Annotated in this window: 1 protein-coding gene; it reads left to right on the forward strand. The window is 52.4% G+C overall.

Annotated features, from left to right (window positions below; translation table 11 throughout):
* Nucleotides 1-315: polysaccharide deacetylase family protein (locus tag J0A66_RS21730; protein WP_206575940.1), on the forward strand; the 315-nt coding region annotated here is incomplete at its 5' end.
* Between the last annotated feature and the right edge of the window lie 124 nt (nt 316-439).

Here is a 439-nt window from a genome sequence, read left to right on the forward strand (position 1 = left end):
GTTAATCATCCTATTTTGAAGGTGCTTAACGCTGAGCAGCAAAAGCGTGAAATAGTGCAAAGCAAAGCACAATTGGAAGAGTGGACAGACAAAGAGGTCCGGCACTTTGCTTATCCAAATGGTGTGGTTGGCACAGACTTGGATGAATTGGCAGTCACGGCGGTAAAAGAGGCGGGCTTCGCCTCGGCGGTGGTGACCAATTGGGGGGTCTCCACCCGGCAGACTTCACCTTGGATGCTACAGCGCTTCACGCCTTGGGACAGAAGCCCAGGCCGCTTTCATTTGAGGTTGTGGAAAAATCAGGCTGGGCTGTAGAACATATGACATTTTTACCGCCCCTGGCTGACGCCGCTTGTTTTGCTCCGCCATCTATTAAGGCGCTGGCCGACGCTACCCCATTATTTTCGCCTGAGCCTGCCAAAGCCTGTGCTTATTCAAG

Origin of the sequence: Bowmanella dokdonensis (genome assembly GCF_017254865.1) — a bacterium.
GTDB classification, from domain to species: Bacteria; Pseudomonadota; Gammaproteobacteria; order Enterobacterales; family Alteromonadaceae; genus Bowmanella; species Bowmanella dokdonensis.